Here is a 17,318-nt window from a genome sequence, read left to right on the forward strand (position 1 = left end):
CCACCGAACCGCTCACGCTAGCGATCACGCCCGCCACCAGCGTGGCAATAGCCACACCAGCCCCCATCAGCCAAGGAAATCTCGGGAGATCACGTTATGGTCACGAGAAACTCCCTGACTCGCGGTGCCACGCGGGCACTGCGCGCGGACCGCAGCCGTTACCCCGTCAGGGAGAGGGAGGAACCATCCGTGCCCGCTACGGGAGACGGGCAGGGACTCGGCGTCGAAGGCCGGTCCGGTGCCCCGGCAGGTGCTGGCGTCCGCCAGCGGGTCGCTGCCCCCTGCCCTGATCCGGCGGCCCTCGCAGCCGACGAGAGGCTGAATCGGATGGACGACCTGAACGGCCTGAACGCCCTGCACGACCTCGACACCCTCGACGGCTTCGGCACGATGGGTGGACTGACCGGGCTCGGCGAGCCAAGCCTGACGCCCCGGCTTCCCGGGAGCCCGGACGGCGGCGAGGCGGGCGCGACCACCGCCTTCCCGCTCCCCGGCCCCCGCGCCACCTGGCGCCCCGCCCCCGCCGACCGGGCCGCCGCCCCCCTCAAACTGCTGGTGATCGAGAACGACACCACCGACGCCCGGCTGATCCAGGAGCTGATCGCCGCCAGCGGCACCCCGGTCGAGCTCACCTGGGCCCGCAGCCTGGAGCTGGCCGCCGCCCAGCTCACCCCGCAGCCCGCCGTCCCCGGGCGCCGCGCCCGCACCCTGCCGATCGACTTCAGCTGTGTCCTGCTCGACCTGGCGACGCCCTCCAGCACCACCGCCGACAGCCCCCTCCCCGGCGCCGCCGCCATGCCGGGCGCCGACGGCGCCGACCCGCTGGACGGGCTCCACGAGTTGCTGCGCCTGGCTCCGAAGGCCGCCATCGTGGTGCTCACCGATGCCGCCGACACCCGGCTGGGCGCCGCAGCCGTGGCCGCGGGCGCCCAGGACTTCCTCACCAAGGACGACACCGACGGCCCGCTGCTGGCCCGCGCGCTGCGCTACGCGGTGGAGCGCAAGCGGGCCGACGAGTCCCAGCGCCGCCTGGTCGAGGCCGAACTGCGCGGGCAGGAGAACGCCCGCCTGCAGCGCCACCTGCTGCCCACCCCGCTGCTGGAGGGGGCCGACCTCTCCTTCACCCGCCGCTACCGGCCCGGTCGCCGCCGGGCCCTGCTCGGCGGCGACTTCTACGACGCGGTCCGCACCGACGACGGCACCATTCACGTCGTCATCGGAGACGTCTGCGGGCACGGACCGGACGAGGCCGCCCTCGGTGTCGCGCTGCGGATAGCGTGGCGGACCCTGGTCTTCGCCGGACTGAGCGGCCAGACCCTCCTCACCACCCTCCAGCACGTGCTGGAGCACGAACGCCGCAGCGACGAGATCTTCGCGACCCTCTGCATGCTGGTGATCACCCCTGGCACGCCGGCCGACGACGCGCCGCGGGGCCACCGCAGGGCCACCACCGGTCCCCGCAGGGCCGGCGACCGACCGGCTCCGGGCGTCGGTCAGCAGCCGCTGCCCTCCGACCGGCCCGAGGTGGAGCACGCCCAGCTCTACCTCGCGGGCCACCCCTCCCCGCTGCTGCTCTCCCCCGCCGGACGGCCCGTGGTGCTCTCCTCCGACCAGGCGGGTCCGGCGCTCGGCCTGCTGTCCTGCGACGACCCCGACGCCAGCTGGCCGCCGCACCACCTGGAGCTGCAGCCCGGCTGGAGTCTGCTGCTCTACACCGACGGTCTGATCGAGGGCCGGGTCGGCGCCGGATCGCGCCGCCTGGGCCAGGACGGTCTGATCGGCCTGATCGGCGACCACCAGGCCAGCGGCCTGACGCGTGGCCGACTGGTCGACAGCGCACTGGCCGAGGTCGAGGACCTCAACGGCGGGGCCCTGACCGACGATGTCGCCATCCTGCTGCTGGAACGCACCCAGCAGCAGCCACTGATGGGCTGAGCAGGCAACGCTCCCTGTTCCCGGGGCCGGCCGCTACCGGAGGGGCCGGTTGCCGGGAGCCATATCAGGGGCCGTTACCAGGGGCCGTAGGGCCCCGTGTTGCGGCTGCTGCCGCCCTTGCCGCCCCGGCCACCGGTGATCGCCTTGATCGCCGGACGGACGTCGACCATGTAGACGATCGCGGCCACCAGCCCGGCCAGGGTCAGGAAGCTTCCGATGAAGTTGGCCCCGAAGGCCAGGTCGATCCCGAGCGCCACGCCGAGGAGCACCAGCCAGAACCCCTTGGTCTTCTTGTCCGCAGCGCGGTAGGCGTCCTCCCGCCGGACGGCGGCGTCGACGAAGACGAACACCTGGAAGAGCGTGATTCCAGCGGACAGCCACCAGAACGGATTCAGGGCGTCGAAGTACGTGATGCTCACTCGGATCTCCTCACACCAACCTCGTCGCCACCGCGCCGTGGATTTCCACGGCCGTCCTCATCCATCCTGGCACGCGGTGGCGCCTGGCAAACGGTGAACGAGCCAGGCGCCCGAAGCGTGCCGCACCGGACCAGCGGATGTCCCGGCCGGCCGTTACTTCCCGGCGCCCGGCGCCTTCCGCGGGCGGGCAGCCTTCTTCGCCAGCTTCTTCGGCTCGGCCTGCTCGGTCTGCTCGGTCTGCGCGGCGGGCTCGGCCGGGTCGTCGACGAGCTCCACCACCTCGACCACCTCGATGGTCTCGGTGTCCGCCGGCACCGCATCGCCGACCTCCACGGTCACCGATGCGCTCTCGGCCGCGTCCGGTGCCCCGGCCTCGGAGCGGCCGGGGAAGCCCTTCTCCACGACCTCCTTGCCGCGCTCCGCGAGCTCGTCGTAGACCTCCTTCGCCTTGACGACGAAGCCGGCGGCCCGGCCCACCTGCTCGAACGCGAAGGTCTGCGCCCGGTCCTGCAGCGCCCGGAAGTCGGTGGGCAGCGTGGTCACCGTCCCGACCACCTTGGCCTGTGCCTCCTGCAGCAGGGTCTGCGCCTCCTGCAGCCGCGTGGCCGCCGCCTCCTGCGCCGCCCGCCGGTCGCCGGCCAGCGCCTCGACCCGCCCGGGTACCTCGCGCAGCTTCTCGTAGGCCAGATCACTGGCGCCCGCGAGCGCATAGAGCGGCGTCGGATCGCTCAGCGTCTTCCTGATCTCGTTCCTGATCTCGTCGGTGCCGGGCATCCGCTCTTCCTCTCGTCGCACGTCGTCTCTCTGCACGTCGTTTCCCGACCGCGGGCTGAGGTCAGCCCTGGTCCGGGGCCTGCTCGCGGTTGTCCCGCACGAAGGCCTCGTACACCGCCAGCAGCGCGTGCTTCTGCTGCTCGCTGATCGCCGTGTCCGCGAAGATCGCCGCCCGCAGGTCCGCCCCGCCCGCCGGCCGCTCCTCCAGGATCCCCGCCTGCACATACAGCGTCTCGGCCGAGATCCGCAGGGCCTTGGCGATCTGCTGCAGGATCTCCGCACTCGGCTTGCGCAGCCCTCGCTCAATCTGGCTGAGGTACGGGTTGGACACACCCGCAGCCTCCGCCAACTGGCGCAGCGAGTACTGCGCACCGCGCCGCTGCTCGCGGATGTACTCACCCAGCGAGCCCACGTTCAGTGAAGCCATGCCTTCATGCTGCCTACCGCTGCTTGCAAATGCAAGCAGCACAGCTAACGCAGCCCGACGCACCGGTGACGCTCTGCCGGGGGCCGCTCGAGGTGATGTGGCCGACTTTCAGCAGCGCACGGCTCCGGCCGCGCGCACTTCGGCGAGCGCTTGCCGTGCCAGCGGACCGAAGCCCTCGCTGTTGTCGGTGTCGATCCACTGGTCGTAGGCGATCTCCCAGGCGAGCGCGCCCAGTTGCGCGGCCACGCGCGCGGTCAGGCTCGGGACTCCGCGGCGGCCGAGGGCCTCGATCATCGAGGCGGTGAGGTCGATCCTCTTCAGGGCTTCGCGTTCACGCAGTTCCGTAGTGGCGTTCAGCACGGCCTGGCGCCGGCCGCTGAACTCGCGGCGGTCGGCGGCGAAGAACGTCCGGCCGAGCGCATCGAGAGCGTCCGCCACCGCGTCGAGCGGCCCGGCCGTCGGCGGCGCCGCGGCGATCCCTTCGACGAGCAGACCGGTCACCGTGCCCCCGTCGAAGAGCACCTCGCGCTTGTCCGGGAAGTACCGGAAGAACGTGCTCTTGGTGAGCCCCGCGCGCTCCGCGATCTCGATCACGGTCGTGTTCTCGTAGCCGCGCTCCTCGAAGAGGTCGAGGGCGGCGGCGGCGAGTCGCCCTGGTGCGTCGGGTTGCCAGCGAGCCATGGGAGCAGTGTACGGGACTTCGTCCCATCACTGGTGTACGGTCATGAGACAAAGTCCCATCACTGGCCAGGAGAGGTCACCGATGAGCAAAGCTGTCCGTTACCGGCGTTTCGGCGGTCCCGAAGTGCTCGAAGTGCAGGAGATACCCGAGCCGCACGCCGCTCCGGACGAGGTTCGCGTCCGGATCACGGCCGCCGGGCTGAATCCGATGGATTGGCAAATCACCACACAGCCCGACATGGCGGCGCGGTTCGGCATCACCTTGCCGGCCGGGTTCGGCAGCGACTTCGCTGGAGTGGTGGACGAGGTGGGCGCCGAAGCCACCGGATTCGCGACCGGCGACCGGGTGTACGGGGCTGCGATCGGCCGGTCCGTCGCTGACTTCGTGCTGGTCAAGACACCCACGGCACACCTGTGGCCCACCCCGGAGGGCGTCGGCGACGAGGTGGCGGGCACGCTTCCGGTGTCCGGTCTGACGGCCTCCGCCGCGCTCGCCGCGATCGGGCTCCGCGCCGGGGACACCGTCCTGATCGGTGGGGCGGCGGGTGGCGTGGGCATCTTCGCGGTGCAGCTGGCGAAGCTTGCGGGGGCCCGGGTGCTCGGCACCGCCTCCGAGCGCACGTTCGGATTCCTGCGCGGGCTCGGCGCCGAACCCGTGGCGTACGGCCCCGGCCTGGCGGACCGGGTGCGGGCCCTGGCACCCGAGGGGATCACCGCCGCAACCGACCTGTTCGGAAGGGAGGCGGCCGAGACCGCGCTCAAGCTCGGCGTGGCACCCGAGCGGATCTCCGTCGTGGCCGACGGCCCCGCCCCGCCGCCCGGCGTGCGCAAGGCGGGCGCCCTCGACGCGGGCCCGGGCACCCTGGAACGGATCGCCGACGCGATCCGTTCTGGCGAGATCACGGTTCCGATCGCGGCGACCTTCCCGGTCGAGCGGATTCGCGAAGCCGTGACGACGCAGGCCCAGAGGCATGTCCACGGCAAAATCGTGATCGCCCTGTGAACCGGCGCGCTCGCCGAGGCGACGGCCGCAGCCGAGCTGCCCCGGTTGTGGTTCACCTTCACTGAGAACGGGCGGGCGGGGTGCCGGGATTCTGTCGGCGGTGACGGCGATCCATCAGCGATCTGTGGGTCGCACGCGGTGTCCTTGACCTGGTTGGCGTTGCCCTCTGCGCACCGCCCCGAGCCGAAGGAGCCTCTTGCCCATGTCTTCCGCACCCCTGACCCCGCCATGGGACGTCCACCGGCTGCCGTCCGCCGACGGCAAGTCCTTCCTGGTCACCGGGGGCAACGCCGGGATCGGCTACTTCGTCGCGGAACAGCTCGCCGGGACCGGGGCCCTCGTGGTCCTCGGCTCTCGGGACCAGCAGAGGGCCCGCGCCGCCATGGCCTCGATCCGCTCACGCGTCCCCGGCGCCCAGCTGCGCCACCTCCCGCTGGACCTCGCCGACCTGGCCTCCGTGCGGACCGCTGCGGACGGGCTCGGGCTCGACCGGCTCGACGCGGTGGTCCACAACGCCGGTATCGCGCTCGACGAGCCGCCGCGGCGCACGACGAAGGACGGTCACGAGCTCATGTTCGGAGTCAACCACCTGGGGCACGTCGCGCTGACCCGAGAGCTGGCACCCCTGCTGGCAGCGGCACCGGCCGCCCGGATCGTGACGGTGGGGAGCTTCGCGGCGCGATCCGAGCGGCTGGACCCGGACGACCTCCAGTCGGCCCGGGACTACCGCCCGGGGCGGGCCTACGGCCGGTCGAAGCTGGCGCAGATGTCCTTCGCCTTCGAACTCGACCGCCGCCTGCGCGTCCGTGGCAGCACCGTGCTCAGCGTGGTGGCCCACCCCGGTGGCGCCCTGGATTCGCTGACCCCGTCCCGTGCGGGCGTGCATGTGCCAACCCTCGGCACGCGGTTGCGCGGCCTGCCCGCCGGCCTGCTGCTCCAGGGCAAGGACCGCGGGGCCTGGCCGATCGTCCGGGCCGTCCTGGACCCGCACGTCCAGGGCGGACAGCTGTGGGGCCCCAGGGCCTTCGGCCTGCGCGGCACGCCGCAACTGGAGGCCGCCCGCGCCCACATGACCGACCCCACCGCCGCCGGGCACCTGTGGGACGCCAGCTGCGACGGGGTCGGTGTCGAGCCCCACCTGGCCCTGCTCCAGGGAGCGTCCGACCATCGGCCACGGACGTCCCGCGGGCCGGCCCGGTGAAGTGCCCGACCGCGGCAGGACGGCGACGGGGCGTCAGTCGGCGGGGGCTCCGTGGTGGCGCTGGTAGTGGCGGGCGGCGCGGGCACGGTTGCCGCAGGAGGGCTTGCAGAACTCCTGGCGGCCGTGCTCCTTGAGGAAGTACCGCACGCACCGGGGCGCCGTGCAGGCCCGCAGGCGGACCAGGTCGGGCCCGGCAAGGAAGCCGATGGCGGCCCGTGCGAGGACCGCGGCGAGGCGCACACCCGCCGCCACCTCCGCCACCGCCACCTCCGCGGCGGACCGCGAACCGCTGGCCGGCGGAGCGGCCGTGCCCGCGGCGAGCAGCCGTACGGCCGGAGCGCCGACCGCCGGCCAGTCGAGCTGCGGGACCACCGGCTGCCCGGCCGCCGCGGCGTTGAGCCGGGCCACCGCCTGATCCGCGGGGAGCAGGCGGTGCGCGTCGGCACGGCTGGGCGGGGCAGGGCTGACCGCCCGGGCCAGCAGCGCCCGGAGCGCGGCCCGGACGGCCAGCACCTGCTCCCCGACCTCGGCCCCGACCCCGGCCTCCCCCAGAGCCGCGGCAGCCCCGGCAGCCGAGGGCAGCCCGGCCGCGTCGAGCAGGAGCGGACGGGCGCGCAGCCACGCCGCCATCCCGTCCGGCGTGGACAGGTCGTCGGCAACCCCGCCGTCTCCGTCATGGCGGATGGTGGCCGCCAGTTCCAGCGCCAGCTGGCCTTCCTTCACGGATTCCCTCGCCTCACTTGATCATCACGCTGGTCGTACCCTACCGTCTCCAACGGTTAGAAACTCATTTACCGTTAGAAGGCCGTGGCAGAGCCATCGGCCGACCCATCGGGGGTGCCACGTCATGGTCCTGCTCGCACAGATCAGCGATCTCCATCTGGACGGCACGGAGCGAGCGCGCGAACGTGCCGAACGCGTCATGCATCACCTGCGGTCGCTGCCCACACCGGTGGACGCACTGCTGGTCACCGGCGACATCGCCGACCACGGAGCGGTGGCCGAGTACCAGGAGGCCGCCCGGATCCTCGCCGCACCGTTCCCGGTGCTGACCTGCCCGGGCAACCATGACGCCCGGCCGGCGCTGCGCAGCGCGCTGCTGGGCGAGCCCGCCGCGGCGGGTCCGGTCAACCGCCTGCACCTGATCGGCGGAGCCGCGATCCTGATGTGCGACTCCAGCATCCCGGGCGAGGACGAGGGCCTGCTCGACGGCTGGACCATGCACTGGCTGGCCGAGACGCTGGACGGCCTGCCGGCCGGCACCCCCGCCCTGCTCGCCTTCCACCACCCGCCGGTGAAACTGCACCACCCGCTTCCCGACGCCTACACCCTGCAGGGCGAGCGGGAGTTGGTGGCCCTGCTGGAGCGCCACCCCGAGGTGGTCGCGGTGCTGACCGGGCACGCCCACACCGCCGCCGCCACCACCTTCGCCGGCCGGCCGCTGCTGGTCGGCCCGGCGGTCACCTGGACGCTGCGGCTGCCCTGGGAGGGCACGGAGGCCGCCGACCGCGAGCAGCCGCCCGGCATCGCCTTCCATGTGCTCGACGACCAGCGGCGGTTGACCACCCACTTCCGGGTGGTCACCTCGTGAACGGCCGCCGCTGATGGGCCCGCACGGCGTCCTGGGCTTCCTCGCCGCGGTGTTCCCGCTGGTGGCAACGCCGGGGGCCAGCCTGACCCTGCTCACTCAGCGGGTCGGCACGGGTGACCGGCGCCACGGTCCGGCGGTGGTGCTCGGCACGGTGACCGGGCTCTACCTGCACGCCTCGCTGGCCGCGTTCGGGCTGTCGGCGCTGCTGCTGCGCTCCAGCCAGGCCTTCACCGCCGTCCGGCTGGGCGGCGCGGTCTACCTGGTGCTGCTCGGCCTCTGGACCTGGCGCGACGGCGGCCGGGCGGGCGCCCCGGCCACCGCCGACGGCCGGGCCCGGTCCCAGGGCCAGTCCCAGTCCCAGGGCCGCCCCGGGCCCCGACCCCGGCCGCAGGCCCGCGCGCTGTCGTCGACCTACCGCCAGGCGCTGCTCGGCAACGTGCTCAACCCGAAGGCGGCGTCGATCTTCCTGACCCTGGTCCCGCAGTTCCTCGCACCCCACCGGCCCGTCCTCCCCCAGGTGTTCGAGCTGGCGACGGCCCAGGCGCTGCTGGTGGCCGCCTGGCTGCTGGCCTGGTCCGTGGTGGTCGACAAGGCCGGCGCCCTGCGCTCCCCGCGGGCCAAGGCCGCCCTGCACCGCGCCACTGCGGCGCTCCTGGTCGGCCTCGGCCTGCGAACAGCGCTCAACTGAACCGCCGTTGACCCTACGAGAGGCGCACCGGCATCAGCAGCGAGAAGTTGCCGTCGGCCGACCGGATGGCCAAGGGGCTGATCACGCCACCGAGTTCGAGCACCAGCTGGCCCTGGGTCGCGTCGATCGCCTCCAGCAGGAACTCCCGGTTCACGGCCACCCGCAGTGCCTCCGCCCGAGCGGCCGCCTCCGCGACCAGCTCGTCCGGGCTGCCCGCACCGCTCTCGACCACCCGCAGCCCGCCGTCCTGATCCACCGCGAGCACGATGACCGGGCCCTCGGCACCGGCCCCCGGCTCCTGACCGGACCGGCTGGACGGGCTGGACGAGCTGGACGAGCTGGACGAGCGGATGGTGCCCGCCAGGACCGCGCGGCGCAGGTCCGCGGTGCCCAGCTCCACCCGGTGGCCGGGCTCCAGCCGGACCAGCCGGCGGTAGTCGGGGAAGTCCAGGTCCAGGCACTCGCCCGTCACCCGGCCCCCACCGGCCGCCACCGTCACCGAGCCACCCGTCACGCCGATGGTCACCTCGGCGTCCTGGTCCGCCGCCACGGCCGAGGCCACCAGCCGGCCGATCTCATCGGCCGGCCCGGTCGGCAGCAGGGCGCTGAACCCGGTGCCCTCCGCCGAGCGCACCGCAGCCGTACCGACCGCCATCCGGTAGCGGTCGGTGGCCACCAGCCGCAGCGCCGCGCCGTCCAGGTCGAACAGCACACCGCCCAGCATGGGCAGTTCGGGGTCGGCGCTCACCGCGAAGCGGACGGCGGCCAGCGCCGCGGCCAGTTCCGCGCCCGCCACGGTGATCCGTGCGGCGTCCCGGGCGGTGCTGGTGTCGGTCGTCGTGTTCATCGGTTGCTCCCTCTCGTCGATCAGTCTGCGGGCCGAGGAGAGTTCGCGACGCGCGTCGGCCAGGCCGTCCTCCAGCCGCCGCAGGTGCCGGTCGAGCACCTGGCGGGCGGTGTCGGAGCCGGCCGGTGCGGCGAGCACCAGCCGGAGTTCGGCCAGCGGCAGCCCGACCCGGCGCAGTCGGCACAGCAGCCGGGCGTCGGCGAGCTGGTCCGGCGCGTACCAGCGGTAGCCGGTCTGCGGGTCGACCCGGGCCGGGCCGAAGACCCCCGCGCTGTCGTAGAACCGCAGCGCGCTGACGGTCAGCCCGCTCTCCCGGGCCAGCTGGCCGATACTGCGCATCACGCTCTCCATGACGAGGACTCTGGGGGCTCGACCAGGTCGAGGGTCAAGCAGCGGGGAGCGCGGTGGTCAGGAGGTCAGCGCCCGGTAGACCGGGGCGAGCAGCACCGCGAGGTTCCGGCCCCGGACGGTGATCTCCGGCGCCGTCAGCCGCTCGATCGGCAGCGGCCCGGCCGGTGCGGCGCTCGCTCCCTCCCGCCGCAGCGTGAAGTCACCCTGCCAGTACCCCTCCAGGCCCTCCGGTCCGTTCGCCGTCGGCTCGGTCATTCGGTGATCGCCTCCTGGGACAGGGTCAGCAGCTCGCGCAGCTCACCGTCGGACAGCTCGGTGAGCCAGCGTTCGCCCCCGCCCACCACGGTCTGCGCCAGCGCGCGCTTGGACTCGATCAGGCCCGCGATCCGCTCCTCCACCGTCCCGGCGCAGACGAACCGGCGGACCTGCACGGTGCGGTGCTGACCGATCCGGTGGGCCCGGTCGGTGGCCTGCTGCTCCACCGCCGGGTTCCACCAGCGGTCCAGGTGGATCACCTGGTTCGCCGCGGTGAGGTTGAGCCCGGTGCCGCCGGCCTTGAGCGAGAGCAGGAAGACACCGGGCGCGTCCTTTCCGGTGGACTCCTGGAAGCGCCGCACCAGTTCGTCGCGCCGCCCGGCGGGCAGCCGGCCGTGCAGGTAGAGCACCTCGGTGCCGAGCCGTTCGGCCAGGTGGCGGTGGAGCAGCGAGCCGAACTCGGCGTACTGGGTGAAGACCAGCGCGCGGTCCCCCTCGGCGAGGGCCTCGGCCAGCACCTCCTCCAACCGTGCCAGCTTGCCCGAGCGGCCGGCCACCGCCGAACCGTCGTGCAGCAGTTGGGCCGGGTGGTTGCAGACCTGCTTGAGCCTGCCGATCGCGCCGAGCACCGCCCCCTTGCGCTCCACGCCCTTCTTCCCGCGCAGCCGGTGCAGCAGGTCGGCCACCACCGCCTGGTAGAGCCCGGTCTGTTCGGCGGTCAGGCCGCACCAGACGGTCATCTCCTCCTTGGCCGGCAGCGCGACGGCCACGGCCGGGTCGTCCTTGCGCCGGCGCAGGATGAACGGGCTGGTCCGGCGCACCAGTTCGGCCGTCCGCTCGGGGTTGGCGTGCTGCTCGACCGGGATCGTGTAGCGCTCCTTGAAGGCCGCCGCCGAGCCGAGCAGACCGGGGTTGGCGAAGTCCAGGATCGCGTGCAGCTCGCTGAGCCGGTTCTCCACGGGCGTTCCGGTCAGCGCGATCCGGTGCTCGGCGGGCACCGAACGCAGCGCCCTGGACTGGGCGGTGGCGCTGTTCTTGATGTTCTGCGCCTCGTCGGCGATCACCCGGCGCCAGTGGACGGCCCGCAGGTCGGGGGCGTCACGCTGGACCACGCCGTAGGTGGTGATCACCAGGTCGGCGCCGCTCACGGCCTCGCGCAGCCGCTCCCCACCGGGCCGGGCGGCCCCGTGCTGGACGTGCACCCGCAGCATCGGCGCGAACCGGGCCGCCTCGCGCCGCCAGTTGGCCACCAGCGAGGTCGGGCAGACCAGCAGGGTGGGGCCGCCTGCCCCTGCCTCCTGCTCGGCGGCGAGCAGGGCCAGGGTCTGCACGGTCTTGCCCAGCCCCATGTCGTCGGCGAGCACCGCGCCCAGTCCGAGCCGGCTCAGCGAAGCCAGCCAGGCCACTCCGCGCTCCTGGTACGGGCGCAGCGTGGTGCCGAAGCCGGCCGCCGGCCGGGGCCCGGTGGCACCCTCCCGATCGCCGGTGACACCCGCCCGGTCGCCGAGGGAGGCCGGCCGGTCGCCGAGCAGGGTGCCCAGGACCCCGGTGGCGGTGATGGCGCCGATCGGCAGCCCCGCGACCAGCGCGCCCGGGTCCAGCGCCAGCTTGAGCAGCCGACCCGGGCTGCTCTCACCGGTGCCCTCCCGGGCCAGGAAGGCCACGGCGGCGGCGATCTGCCCGGCGTCCACCTCGATCCACTGCCCCCGCACCCGGACCAGGCCGCGCTTGGCCGCCGCGAGATCGGCCAGCTCCTGGGCGGTGAGCGGCCGGCCGTCCAGCGCGGCCTGCCAGCGGAAGGCGACCACGGCGTCGCGGTTCAGCCAGGCGTGGCCGTCGGGCGGGGGCGGGCCGGCCGCTGCCCGCCCGGAGGGCTCCACCGCCGCCGAACGCACGGAGAGCGCCATCGCCAGCCGTGGCCGGCGCTGCCACCAGGTGGGCAGCAGCACCCCGAAACCGGCCTCGGCGAGCACCGGGGCGGTCCGGCGCAGGAAGTCGAGCGCGCCGTCCCGGTCCAGCGTCAGACCGCTCGGCCGCACCGAGCGCAGCGCGGGCCGCAGCTCGGCGCGCAGGCGGACGGCCCGGTCCAGCTCGGCCAGGTACGCGCCCTGCGGGTCCTCCACGACACGGCCGAAGGCGGCGAGGGCCGCGCCGCCGGCCCACAGCTCGGCGGCGGGCACCAGCAGCGAGGGCTCGGCGACCGCCTGGAGCAGGAACTCCAGCCGCCAGTGGGCATCGGAGGTGCCGCCCTCCGGGTCGGCGGGGTCGGGCCCCAGCGGCTCGACCAGCCGCAGGCAGAGCCGCACGGCGGGCGCCTGCGGCCCGCCGGAGGCGTGCCAGGCGGCCAGCCGCTCGCCCAGCCGGTCGAGCGCGGCCGACACCTGGCCGGCCGCTTCGGCCGAGCCGCCCGCGTCCACCGGCTCGTCCACCCGCCGATCCACCGGCTCGTCGACCGGCCCCTCCAGCGGCCCCTCCGCGACGGGCGGACCCGCCGGATCGGCCGGCGCCACCTCGAAGCGCCCGTCCCCCGCCCCCAGCGCGGCGAACCAGCGCTCGGCCACCCGTCCGTCCAGGTCGGCGGCGGCCACGCCGCGGGGCAGCCGCAGCACCCCGGCGTGGTCCGCCAGGGTGGCGCGGACCTCGCGGTCGGTCAGCGTCTCCAGGACCTCCGCGAGCAGCACCGCGGCCGGCCGCTCCCCCCGGACGACCGGCGGACACCCCTCCGCCAGGGCCCGCGCCTCGCGCCGGTCGGCCGCGCTCAGTTCCGGCTGCCAGCGCGCGTATGCCACCCCGGCGCCGACGGGCGACCTGCCTGCCCCCGGCCCTCTCCCGCCCGGCTCGCGGATCAGCGCGGGCAGCACCCGCCCCTGCCCGGCCAGTCGCCAGGCCAGGTCGTGCACCCCCGTCAGCCAGCGCAGCGAAGCGCCGTACCCGACGTCCACCCGCCCGACGCCGTCGAGCTCGGCGGTGGTCAGCGCCCACTGCGGGTCGAAGAGCTCGCCCAGCAGCTGAGCCGCCTCCACGGGTTCGAAGACCAGCGCGGGCACCCGCCAGGCGTGCAGCGACACCCCGCTCGGGGCCCGGCCACCGAGCAGTTCCGGCGAGCTGGCCGGCGCACCGCTCAGCGAGGGGAGCGTCACGGTGGCCCAGCGCTCGGCCGCCTGCCCGGCCAGCCACGCCAGCCCGGGGCCGATGCCGGCCAGCAACAGCCCCAGCAGTTCGGCCGAGCAGGCGTACGGATGCGGCCGCGCCGCGGCAGGCCCGACCCCCGCACCGGCCCCGCCGGTGCCGTACGGCACCGGTCCGTGTGCCTCGCCCAGCGCACGGGCGTCCTCGGCCCAGAGCGCCAGCCGGCCACCGCCGGGGCCGCGCCACAGCCCGTGCACCGCGAACACCGCTCCGGGACACCTCCTCCACCACCACTGATCACGTCCCTCGCAGCCTAACCAGGACCTCCGACACCCGTTCTCCTCCGCGGAGTCGAGCGCCCCGGTCAGCTCCGTTGAGCCAATCGGGCGACATGGTTGAACCTTGAACGACGCAGCGCTATGGTGGAGCCAACAAGTTGAAGCCTAAACAAATGGCTTCGGACCCGAGGAGGAGCCATGGGCCTGTTCAACCGCAAGAGCGACACCGTCGAGACCACCGCCCTCGCGACCGCGACCGCCGGCCCCGACCTCAGCCACCTGACCGGCGACTACACCATCGACACCACCCACAGCCGGGTCGGGTTCCAGGTCAGGCACGCCATGGTCACCAACGTCCGCGGGGAGTTCGCCGACTACCAGGGCACCCTCCGCCTGGACGGCGCCGACCCGGCCGCCTCCAGCGCCGAACTGGTCATCAAGGTCGCCAGCATCAGCACCGGCAACGAGCAGCGCGACGGGCACCTGCGCACCGGCGACTTCTTCGCGGTGGAGACCCACCCCGAGATCACCTTCCACAGCACCGCCGCCGAGCAGCTCGACGCGGAAACCTACCGGATGACCGGCGACCTGACCATCAAGGGCATCACCCGCCCGGTCGTGCTGAACCTGGAGTTCACCGGCACCGCCACCGACCCCTACGGCATCCAGCGCCTGGGCTTCGAGGGCTCGGCCACCGTCGACCGCACCGAGTTCGGCCTGACCTACAACGCCGCGCTGGAGACCGGCGGCGTGCTGATCGGCGAGAAGGTCAAGCTCAGCTTCGACATCTCCGCCGTCCGCGCCTGACCGGCACCGCCCGCTGTTCGACCGCTCCACCGGTCGGATCCCCGGCGCCGCCCCGTGCGGCAGGATGGCCGGGGATCGGGGTACGTGGTTCAGGGCCCGGGGAGGACAGGGGAGTTGAAGGTCGAGCTGTTCGACCGCTCGCCCCGCCTGGCTCGCCTGCTGGCCGCCGGCCGCCCCGCCGCAACGGCCGCCACCAGCAATTGATCAGGATTCGTGATCGCTGCGAGAGCGATTCGGGTCTGGGTCGCCACCGGTCCCGCGCGGTGAACTGTTCCCATCGGAACCGCGCACCGGACAGGCCGGAGCGGGCCGCGAGCCAAGGAGCAGGACATGCCCGTCGTCACCGTGCAGCAGGGCCCCCGGACCGTCGAGCTGAAGCGCGAGCTGGTCGCCCGGATCACCGACGCCTTCGTGGACGCGTACCAGATCCCCGCCGAGACCGTGCAGGTCTGGATCCACGAGGTGCCCACCGACAGCTGGGGCGCCGCCGGCAAGTTGACCGCCGACAAGTGACACAGCGTCACACTGCTGACCGGCCACGCCCCTTCGGCGGCACCCACCGGGCGCCGTTCAGGGGCGGGCCGCCAGCAGTCGCTCGTCCCATGCCGTCAGCCAGCTCGCTGGCGGTCGCACCAACCAGCCCTCGCCGGAGCCGAGTTCGGCCGCGCAGTCGGCCAGCAGTCGGACCCCGGACGAGGGTGGACCGGCCCGGTGGACCAGGCTGACCAGGGTCAGCGGCACCGGATCCACCAGCGCCCGGGTGACCACGCCGGACAGTTCGGGCCCGCCCATGGTGGTCAGCATCGGATTCCCGCGCTGGGCCAGGTAGCGGGCCGTCTCCGTCGCGCCGACCGGCCCGGGCGACGGCGCCGCGGCCGTCAACCCGTGGGCGGCCAGCAGCTGTTCGCCGAACTCAGTCCACTCGGTGGTGGCCGGATTGCCCGCGCAGATGTCCACCGGGTGCCCGGCCAGGTCGGCCAGCCGGATCGCGGCGCGGTCCACCAGCGGATGCCCCCGCGGCAGCAGCAGCGCCAACGGCTCCAGCCGGACCGGCCGTTGGCCGAGGCGCTCGCGCAGCGCGGCCGGCAGTCCGCCGAACCAGCCGAACGACACGTCCAGCCGACCGGCCAGCAACTCCCGTGCTCCGGCGGCCAGTCCACCGTGATAGCGGGCCAGCAGCTCGACCCCCGGCGCGGCGGTGCGGGCGGCGGCCAGGATCCGGTCCGGCGTCAGGTCCTCGCCCGACACCGCGCTGTTGAGGTCCACCAGCACCGCCCCGTCCGGCGGCGGGGCCAGCATCTCCTCCTGCAGCGCGAGCAGCCGGCGCGCCTGCGGCAGCAGCCGCTCGCCCGCCGGGGTGAGCGCGACGCTGCGCGTGGTGCGGGTGAACAGCGGGCGCCCGAGCAGGCGTTCCAGCGTCCGGACGTCCCGGCTCAGCGCCTGCTGGGCCACGTGCAGGTGCGCCGCCGCCTGCCCGAAGTGCAGGGTCTCGGCGGTGGCGACGAAGCCGCGCAGCAGGCGCGGATGCAGGTCGACGGGCACGGCGGGCAGCGTAGCAACCGTTCGCTCCCGATTGACAACGCCAGTGCGTCAATGCGGCGGAACAGGTGTTGGACCGGCACCGGACCCACCGGACAGGCTGGGGGCAATCCCCCTCCCCCGCCGGTCGCGGCCGTCCACCGGCCGACCGGCCCTGCCCTGGAGTCCCGTGCTCGCCTCCTACCGCCAGCTGTTCGCCCGGCCCGGCGCCCTCGCCTTCACCTGCTACGGCCTGATCGGCCGCCTCTCCTTCTCGATGCTGGGCGTCAGCCTGCTCACCGCGATCGTCCAGCGACGCCACTCCTACGCCCTGGCCGGCGCCGTCTCGGCCGCGGGGCTGGTCGGCGTGGCGGTCGGTCTCCCGCTGCTCGGCCGCCTGGTCGACCGCTACGGGCAGCGCCGGGTCTCGATACCCGCCGCGCTCTGCTCCGCCGTCCCGCGCACCGCCCTGCCGTTCCTGCTGCACGGCGGCGCCCCCGACTGGACGCTCTTCGCCGCCGCCACCACCGCATCGGTGGCGCCCAACCTCGGCGGCATGAGCCGGGCCCGCTGGGCCCACCTGTACGGCGCGGAGCCGGCCCTGCTGCACCGCGCCAACGCACTGGAGCAGGCACTGGACGAGCTCTGCTACCTGGCCGGCCCGGTGCTCGGCGTCCTGCTCTGCACCACCCTCTTCCCGGAGGCCGGACTGCTGGCGATCAGCGGGCTCGCCACCGCCGGCGGGCTGCTCTTCGCCGCCCAGCGCCGCACCGAACCCCCGGTCGCACCGGCGCCGGACCACGGCACCTCAGCGCCGCTGCGGGCACCCGGCGTACCCGCCCTGGTGGTCGCCTTCTTCGGCACCGGCCTGGTCTTCGGCTCGCTGGAGATCACCACGGTGGCCTGGACCGGGGCGCACGGCCAGCGCTGGGCGACCGGCCTGCTGCTCGGCCTGCTGGCCGCCGGCTCCGGCGTGTCGGGCCTGGTGTTCGGGCTGCGTCCCGAGTCCGCCGACCCGGTGCGCCGCCTGCTGCTCAGCCTCGCCGCGATGAGCGCCCTGCTCCTGCTGCCGCTCACCGCGGCCGCCTGCGGCACCGGCCCCGGGGTGCTGGCCCTCGTGCTCTTCACCACCGGCACCGGCACCGCGCCCACCATGGTCAGCGGCATGACGCTCCTCCAGCGGATGCTGCCCGCCGCCGCGCTGAACGAGGGCATGGCACTGGTGGTCTCCGGCATCGTGACCGGCATCTCGGCGGGCTCGGCCCTCGGCGGCCTGCTCGTCCAGCACGCCCCGGGCGCCCGCGGCTTCGGCCTGCCCGCCGCAGCCGCGGTGCTGGCCCTGCTGACCGCCCTGCTCGGCACCCGCCGGCTGCGAATCTCCGTGGCCGCCGTCGGCAACGCCTCGTAGGGTGCC

At 74.2% G+C, this 17,318-nt stretch carries 17 protein-coding genes; 8 read left to right on the top strand and 9 right to left on the bottom strand.

Going from position 1 to position 17,318, the window contains the following annotated elements:
* The first annotated feature begins 327 nt into the window (after positions 1–327).
* Positions 328–1,935 (top strand): PP2C family protein-serine/threonine phosphatase, encoded by a 1,608-nt coding sequence (locus OG294_RS18440; RefSeq protein ID WP_327067596.1) that lies wholly within the window; start codon positions 328–330, stop codon positions 1,933–1,935.
* Between the two features lie 74 nt (positions 1,936–2,009).
* Here OG294_RS18440 and OG294_RS18445 read toward each other — a convergent pair whose 3' ends face one another.
* The 4 genes from OG294_RS18445 to OG294_RS18460 all read right to left on the bottom strand — a co-directional run bounded on the left by OG294_RS18445 (position 2,010) and on the right by OG294_RS18460 (position 4,236).
* Positions 2,010–2,354 (bottom strand): DUF2516 family protein, encoded by a 345-nt coding sequence (locus tag OG294_RS18445; protein ID WP_442789176.1) that lies wholly within the window; start codon positions 2,352–2,354, stop codon positions 2,010–2,012.
* Positions 2,355–2,507: 153 nt separating this feature from the next.
* A complete protein-coding gene (locus OG294_RS18450) occupies positions 2,508–3,128 on the bottom strand; it encodes a hypothetical protein (RefSeq protein WP_327067597.1) in 621 nt (206 codons plus the stop codon).
* Positions 3,129–3,189: 61 nt separating this feature from the next.
* Complete coding sequence (locus tag OG294_RS18455) at positions 3,190–3,555, bottom strand: helix-turn-helix domain-containing protein (protein ID WP_327067598.1); 366 nt, start codon at positions 3,553–3,555, stop codon at positions 3,190–3,192.
* 108 nt (positions 3,556–3,663) lie between these two features.
* On the bottom strand, positions 3,664–4,236 hold the full coding sequence (locus OG294_RS18460) for a TetR family transcriptional regulator (RefSeq protein WP_327067599.1): 573 nt from the start codon (positions 4,234–4,236) through the stop codon (positions 3,664–3,666).
* An 82-nt stretch (positions 4,237–4,318) separates the two neighbouring features.
* Here OG294_RS18460 and OG294_RS18465 point away from each other — a divergent pair, with 82 nt between their 5' ends.
* Positions 4,319–5,239 carry an NADP-dependent oxidoreductase gene (locus OG294_RS18465; protein ID WP_327067600.1) on the top strand — a complete coding sequence of 307 codons (921 nt, stop codon included), beginning with the start codon at positions 4,319–4,321 and terminating at the stop codon, positions 5,237–5,239.
* Between the two features lie 202 nt (positions 5,240–5,441).
* Positions 5,442–6,440 (top strand): SDR family NAD(P)-dependent oxidoreductase, encoded by a 999-nt coding sequence (locus tag OG294_RS18470; RefSeq protein ID WP_327067601.1) that lies wholly within the window; start codon positions 5,442–5,444, stop codon positions 6,438–6,440.
* A gap of 33 nt (positions 6,441–6,473) precedes the next feature.
* Here OG294_RS18470 and OG294_RS18475 read toward each other — a convergent pair whose 3' ends face one another.
* Complete coding sequence (locus tag OG294_RS18475) at positions 6,474–7,163, bottom strand: CGNR zinc finger domain-containing protein (protein WP_327067602.1); 690 nt, start codon at positions 7,161–7,163, stop codon at positions 6,474–6,476.
* A gap of 124 nt (positions 7,164–7,287) precedes the next feature.
* Here OG294_RS18475 and OG294_RS18480 point away from each other — a divergent pair, with 124 nt between their 5' ends.
* Together OG294_RS18480 and OG294_RS18485 are read left to right on the top strand one after the other, a co-directional pair.
* On the top strand, positions 7,288–8,031 hold the full coding sequence (locus OG294_RS18480) for a metallophosphoesterase (RefSeq protein WP_327067603.1): 744 nt from the start codon (positions 7,288–7,290) through the stop codon (positions 8,029–8,031).
* A gap of 13 nt (positions 8,032–8,044) precedes the next feature.
* Positions 8,045–8,719, top strand: a complete 675-nt coding sequence (locus tag OG294_RS18485; protein ID WP_327067604.1) for a LysE family translocator — start codon at positions 8,045–8,047, stop codon at positions 8,717–8,719.
* 13 nt (positions 8,720–8,732) lie between these two features.
* Here the strand turns inward: OG294_RS18485 and OG294_RS18490 are convergent, their stop codons facing one another.
* From OG294_RS18490 to OG294_RS18500, 3 genes are all read right to left on the bottom strand, one after another.
* Positions 8,733–9,905: a DNA polymerase III subunit beta family protein gene (locus OG294_RS18490; protein WP_327067605.1), complete on the bottom strand. Its 1,173-nt coding sequence runs from the start codon at positions 9,903–9,905 to the stop codon at positions 8,733–8,735.
* Between the two features lie 69 nt (positions 9,906–9,974).
* Entirely contained in the window at positions 9,975–10,172 is a 198-nt protein-coding gene (locus OG294_RS18495) for a hypothetical protein (RefSeq protein WP_327067606.1), read from the bottom strand.
* Entirely contained in the window at positions 10,169–13,567 is a 3,399-nt protein-coding gene (locus OG294_RS18500) for a DEAD/DEAH box helicase (protein ID WP_327067607.1), read from the bottom strand. The genes OG294_RS18495 and OG294_RS18500 overlap by 4 nt, the downstream gene beginning before the upstream one ends.
* A 210-nt stretch (positions 13,568–13,777) precedes the next feature.
* On the opposite strand from OG294_RS18500, the gene OG294_RS18505 reads away from it, so the two are divergent.
* Positions 13,778–14,386: a YceI family protein gene (locus tag OG294_RS18505; RefSeq protein WP_327067608.1), complete on the top strand. Its 609-nt coding sequence runs from the start codon at positions 13,778–13,780 to the stop codon at positions 14,384–14,386.
* 330 nt (positions 14,387–14,716) lie between these two features.
* Complete coding sequence (dmpI, locus tag OG294_RS18510) at positions 14,717–14,899, top strand: 4-oxalocrotonate tautomerase DmpI (protein WP_327067609.1); 183 nt, start codon at positions 14,717–14,719, stop codon at positions 14,897–14,899.
* Between the two features lie 57 nt (positions 14,900–14,956).
* Here the strand turns inward: dmpI and OG294_RS18515 are convergent, their stop codons facing one another.
* Entirely contained in the window at positions 14,957–15,928 is a 972-nt protein-coding gene (locus OG294_RS18515; protein WP_327067610.1) for a LysR family transcriptional regulator, read from the bottom strand.
* A 166-nt stretch (positions 15,929–16,094) separates the two neighbouring features.
* On the opposite strand from OG294_RS18515, the gene OG294_RS18520 reads away from it, so the two are divergent.
* Complete coding sequence (locus tag OG294_RS18520) at positions 16,095–17,312, top strand: MFS transporter (protein ID WP_327067611.1); 1,218 nt, start codon at positions 16,095–16,097, stop codon at positions 17,310–17,312.
* Positions 17,313–17,318 lie beyond the last annotated feature (6 nt).

It is taken from the genome of Kitasatospora sp. NBC_01302, assembly GCF_035976515.1.
GTDB lineage: Bacteria > Actinomycetota > Actinomycetes > Streptomycetales > Streptomycetaceae > Kitasatospora.